6 protein-coding genes are annotated in these 3,869 nt (G+C 37.7%); all 6 read left to right on the plus strand.

Translation table 11 applies throughout. From position 1 onward, the window contains the following. The coding region (locus Q0410_RS05370; RefSeq protein ID WP_299033932.1) for a phage portal protein at positions 1-396 on the plus strand (396 nt) is incomplete at its 5' end. Beyond that, complete coding sequence (locus tag Q0410_RS05375) at positions 362-1,408, plus strand: minor capsid protein (RefSeq protein WP_299033935.1); 1,047 nt, start codon at positions 362-364, stop codon at positions 1,406-1,408. The genes Q0410_RS05370 and Q0410_RS05375, both read left to right, overlap by 35 nt. A gap of 104 nt (positions 1,409-1,512) precedes the next feature. Beyond that, positions 1,513-2,097: a DUF4355 domain-containing protein gene (locus Q0410_RS05380; protein ID WP_299033938.1), complete on the plus strand. Its 585-nt coding sequence runs from the start codon at positions 1,513-1,515 to the stop codon at positions 2,095-2,097. Between the two features lie 12 nt (positions 2,098-2,109). Then, the gene (locus Q0410_RS05385; RefSeq protein ID WP_299033941.1) at positions 2,110-2,973 is read left to right on the plus strand and encodes a capsid protein; all 864 of its coding nucleotides are present in this window, start codon (positions 2,110-2,112) and stop codon (positions 2,971-2,973) included. Positions 2,974-2,983: 10 nt separating this feature from the next. Next, entirely contained in the window at positions 2,984-3,304 is a 321-nt protein-coding gene (locus Q0410_RS05390) for a HeH/LEM domain-containing protein (RefSeq protein WP_299033944.1), read from the plus strand. A 9-nt stretch (positions 3,305-3,313) separates the two neighbouring features. After that, a complete protein-coding gene (locus Q0410_RS05395) occupies positions 3,314-3,715 on the plus strand; it encodes a hypothetical protein (RefSeq protein ID WP_299033947.1) in 402 nt (133 codons plus the stop codon). The last annotated feature ends 154 nt before the right edge of the window (positions 3,716-3,869 follow it).

A 3,869-nucleotide genomic window follows, 5' to 3' on the forward strand; every position in this document is an offset into this window, starting at 1 on the left:
CCTGGTATATCTCTAAGGCTTAAGCTTTTGACTGCTGAAGAACTTAGGAACACTAAGGAAATGTATTTTAGGGAGTCGCTTTCTAAGCGTATGGATCTAATAGCTTCTTACCTAAATATCATAAACAATAGCGAAGTAGTTAGAAATCAGATTCAGATGCAATTTTCTGATAGCTTGCCTCAAAATATTCTTGAGCTTACTCAAATTGTCCAGAACTTGAGTCAGGATGTATCAACTGAAACAAGGTTGTCTTTACTACCTTTCATTGCAAATCCATCCGATGAGATTGAGAAAAAGGCTAATGAAGACCAAGAAAGCTTTGATAAGTCCATGCAGGCTTACAAAAATCTAGGAGGTCACGATGAAGAAGAAGACCTACTGGCAAAAGAGGAGTGAGGATAGGTTACTAGACCTATTAAGTCAGGCTGATTCTGTGGTCCTTAAATTGGGGCGATATTACGATAAGGCTAGTAAAGATATAGACAAGTCTATAAAAAGCCTCTACGGGCAATTTATGGTTGAAAATGAGCTTAATCCTAAAAAGGCTTTAGAGTTAATCAAAGGCCAAGAGTTTAGGGACTGGCGTATGACTATGGAGGAATATCTTGATCAGATAAAGACTAGTCAGGATAAGGCCTTACTTTTAGAACTTAATACTTTGGCTATGAGGTCTAGGATTAATAGATTAGAGGCCTTGCAGGCTGAAATACTTGCCCAGTCGGCTATTATTGCTAGCAAAGAGGAAGAAGTTATAGGTTCGTTCTTATCTGATTCTATTGAGGATAGCTATTACAAAAATGTTTATGATGAGTATAGGGACAGAAATCCAGAGGCTTTGGCACTTATGAATAGGCACAAGGTAGGAATATCAAGAAATCAAGTTAAGAAAGTCCTAGAACTACCTTGGTCGGGGGCTAATTATTCTGAAAATATTTGGAATAATTCGTATTTTATAGCTAAAAGGGCCCAGGCTATGGTGGCTAAAAATATCATTGCTGGTAGGTCTATAGAAAACTTATCTAGGGACTTTGCCAAGGTCTATGGTAGGCAATACTACTCTAATGCTAAGAGACTTATACGAACTGAAACGGCTTATGTTAAAGGTCAAGCAGATGTTTTGACTTATAAGAAGTTAAAGGTTGAGGAATACGAACTTTTGGCGACTCTAGACAACAGGACTTCTTCTATTTGTCAAGAAAAAGATGGCGAGCATTATCCAGTCGATAAAATCCAGGTCGGTATCAATTATCCACCTTTTCATCCTAATTGTAGGACTACCACTATCAAGTATAGGGAAGACTATGGAGATAGGACTAGGATGGCTAAAGATAAAGACGGTAGGAATATCAAGGTTCCTTTAGGTTTAAAATATAAGGAATGGCGAGAATGGATAGAAAAAAATAAATAAATAATTGAGATGGCGTGAAAGCCGTCTTTTTTATTGTCTTTGACTCACTCGACGTTAAAGAAGTGTGGAATATATGGTCATACGGACTTTAAACGGAGGTAGGAATGAAAGATTTATTGATTAGAGATATTAATTTACAGAGATTTGCTGAAGGTGCTGAAATTGTTGATGAGCCAGATAAAGGGCCGGAGGACGTTAAGCAAGACGAGGGCAAAGAAGCTGAAAATATTATCTCTTATAGCGAAGAAGAGTTACAAGAAGCGGTTGATAAGGCGGTTAAAGAAGCTACTAAGGGCATGCTTACCAAGGATAAGGTCAATGAAATTGTCAAGGCTGAAAAGGCCAAGGAAGCGGCGAGGGCTAAGATGACGGCTGATGAAATCGCTGAGGAAGAAAGAGCTGAAACACAGAAAAAGCTTGAGGCAGCCCAGGAAGAAATTAGGCTTATGAAACTTGAAAATGAGACTTCTAAGGTCCTTGAAGAAAACAAGATACCACAAAAGTTTGGGGAGTTTTTGATGAAAGATGACATTGAGACTACCAAAGATAATATAGCGAGCTTTAAGAAGACCTATGAAGAGGATTTGGAGCGAATTAAGAAAGAGATGTATCAATCAGACGCTCCAAAAACTGGAGAAAAAGCTGAGCCTTTAGATCCATGGATTGCTGCGGCTGAAAAAATAAGATAGGAGTTTTTTATTATGGCAATGAAAATTTATTCAAAAAATTATAAGCAAGTAATCGAGAAGATATTTGAAACAAAACAACACTTTTTTAACACCTTTGGCGGTGGTTTGCAAGTGGCTGAAGGTGCTGAGTATGACCAAGACTTTTTGCACTTAAAAATATCACCAACTAATGTAGTTATAAACAAATATGACAAGGGCGAAAATGTGGCCTTTGGTACTGGTACTGGCAATTCAAATAGATTTGGACCAAGACAAGAAATTAAGTCTATAGATAAATCTGTAAAATACGATGAACCTATAGCAATTCACGAAGGTATTGATAGGTTTACTGTTAATGATATACCAGCCCAAGTTCTAGCAGAAAGGGCTGCCCTACACGCTGAAAAATGGGTTGAATACCTTAATCAATATATGTCTAAGATTTTGGATGCTAATGCTGGCAAGACTGAAGAAGTAGCACTAACTGAGGAAGCCCTCACAAAACTTTTCTTTGAGGCTAGAAAAGAATTTGTTAATAAAAAGGTATCTACTTCTAGGATATGGAATGCTTATGTTAATCCTGATGTTTATAACATCTTAATCGATTCTAAGCTTGCTACTACTGCTAAGAATTCTTCTGCAAATGTGGATGAACAAGTGCTAAATAAATTCAAGGGCTTTGTTCTAAGAGAGTTACCAGAAGAATATTTCCAAGAAAACACTGTGGCAATTTTTGTACCTGATAATATTGGCGTTGTTGGCCTAGGTATAGAAACTTATAGGACTATAGATTCACCTGACTTTAATGGTATTGCTATCCAAGGTGCAGGTCAGCTTGCTAACTATGTACCAGATGATAACAAGGTAGCTATTATTAAGGCACAAATTGCTGCATAAGGAGGGATAGATGTTAGTTAAGACTAATAGATGTTTTTATGATTTAAGAGAAGATTGTTACAGGAATGTTGGGGATATTTTTGAAGTATCTCAAGATAGGTTGAACGAACTAAACGAGCTTGTAAATGGCTTTGTTGAGGAAGTCAAAGAAATCAAAGAAGACGCTCCAGAAGATGAAGACAAAACCCAAGAAGATGAAGAAGTTACTGAAGAAGTAGAAGAAAATCAAGAAGATTTAACTGTTGCAGAAATCAAAGAAAAGCTTGATGAAGCAGGGATTGAATACAAGGCTAAGGCTACAAAAAGTGAGTTGCTAGAACTCCTTAAATAGGAGGTTGTAATGGAAAATAAGTTAGAAAAAGCAAGGTTTTTGATGGATAAGGAGGTTAGCGAAGCTACAAGTGATGAGCTATTAAGCTTTAATTTTGACCTTATAGAAAGTCAGGTCCTTGCTTATTGCAACCGCTGGGATTTCCCGACTGGCCTTATGCTGATTGTAATTCAGATGGTGGCTGAGTACACCAAGGCTAATTACTACAAGGCTAAGGCTATAGAGGATGAAAACAATCCTGATTCTAGGAAGATTTCTTCGGTAACTAGGGGTGATACTACCATTTCTTATGGAAATAATGCCAAGGTTACAGAGTATGGGTCACCTTCTAATCTTGCCCTTGATCCAGCTGGCTTTATAAATGATTATAAGGCTAGGATAAGGGAGTATAGGAAGGTTGGCCTGGTATGACTAAGCCTATTTTCATGGGAGAAGCTGATATATTGGCCCAGACCTACTACCACACTTGCACGGTTAAGAGGCCTGTGCCATCTAAAGATGAGCTAGGCTTTGATTCCTTTGAGTTTGAGGAAGTTTATAAGGATATAGAGTGTGCGGTGAGTTT

This window comes from uncultured Anaerococcus sp., from assembly GCF_937934665.1.
Lineage (GTDB): Bacteria > Bacillota > Clostridia > Tissierellales > Peptoniphilaceae > Anaerococcus.